This window comes from Terrabacter terrae, assembly GCF_039529575.1.
GTDB classification, from domain to species: Bacteria; Actinomycetota; Actinomycetes; order Actinomycetales; family Dermatophilaceae; genus Terrabacter; species Terrabacter terrae.
In genome coordinates, this window is sequence record NZ_BAAANB010000162.1 from 1 (window position 1) to 1,019 (window position 1,019).

At 73.9% G+C, this 1,019-nt stretch carries 1 protein-coding gene; it reads right to left on the reverse strand.

Annotated elements, in window-relative coordinates; genetic code table 11:
* Nucleotides 1–66: 66 nt before the first annotated feature.
* Nucleotides 67–1,019: MATE family efflux transporter (locus tag ABD194_RS20305; protein ID WP_343994888.1), on the reverse strand; the 953-nt coding region annotated here is incomplete at its 5' end.

A 1,019-nucleotide genomic window follows, 5' to 3' on the forward strand; every position in this document is an offset into this window, starting at 1 on the left:
CGTGGGAGGCGCGGCGGGGGCAGGCCTGACCCCACGTGGGCCGGTGCGCGCCCGTCGCAACGCGCCTCAGCGTGCGCCGACCACCATCCAGTCGTCATGGCGGGCGCGCCAGCCGAGGCCCAGCCCGCGGATCACCATGAACACCGTGAAGGCGACCCACAGCACGACCACGTCACGGGTGGGCGAGTCACTGGGGCCGGCCGCGCGGACCCAGAGGATCACCGGCAGGTAGGCGGCGAGGGTGGCGACCATCCCCCAGGCGAGCCAGCGCCCGTCGCCGGCGCCGATGAGGACCCCGTCGAGGACGAACACGTAGCCGGCGATCGCCTGGCCCAGCCCGACGACGACGAGCGCTGCACCCAGGGCCTGCTGGACGGCCGGGTCCGGGGTGAAGAGCGCGGGAACGACCCCGTGCAGGGCGACGAGGAGGAGCCCGAGCGCGAGGCCACCCCAGACGCCCCAGCGCACCATCGTTCCCATCGCGACGCGTACGCCCTCGCGGTCTCCGGCCCCGAGCGCGCGGCCGGTGATCGCCTGGCCCGCGATGGCCAGGGCGTCGAGCGCGAAGGCCAGGAACGACCAGACCGTCATGGCGACCTGGTGAGCCGCGAGCGGCACGTCGCCGAGCGAGGCGGCCACCCACGTCGTCACGAGCAGGGTCGCACGCAGGGCTAGGGTGCGCACGAGCAGCGGTATGCCGGTTTGCGCGGCCGCGAGGACGCGACCCGGGTGAGGGCGCAGTCGGGCGTGGCGGGCACGGGCCTTGACGAGCAGCACGGTGACGAGCGCGACACCCATCCCGGTCTGGGCGAGGACGGTGCCCCACGCGGATCCGGCGATGCCCCAGTGCAACCCGTAGACGAGCAGGAGGTTGAGCAGGATGTTCGCGCCGAAGCCGACGACGGAGGCGACGAGGGGTGTCGTCGTGTCCTGCAGTCCGCGCAGCACGCCGGTGACGGCGAGGATCACGAGCATCGCCGGCACCCCGAGGGCGGAGATGCGCAGGTAGGTCGTGGCCT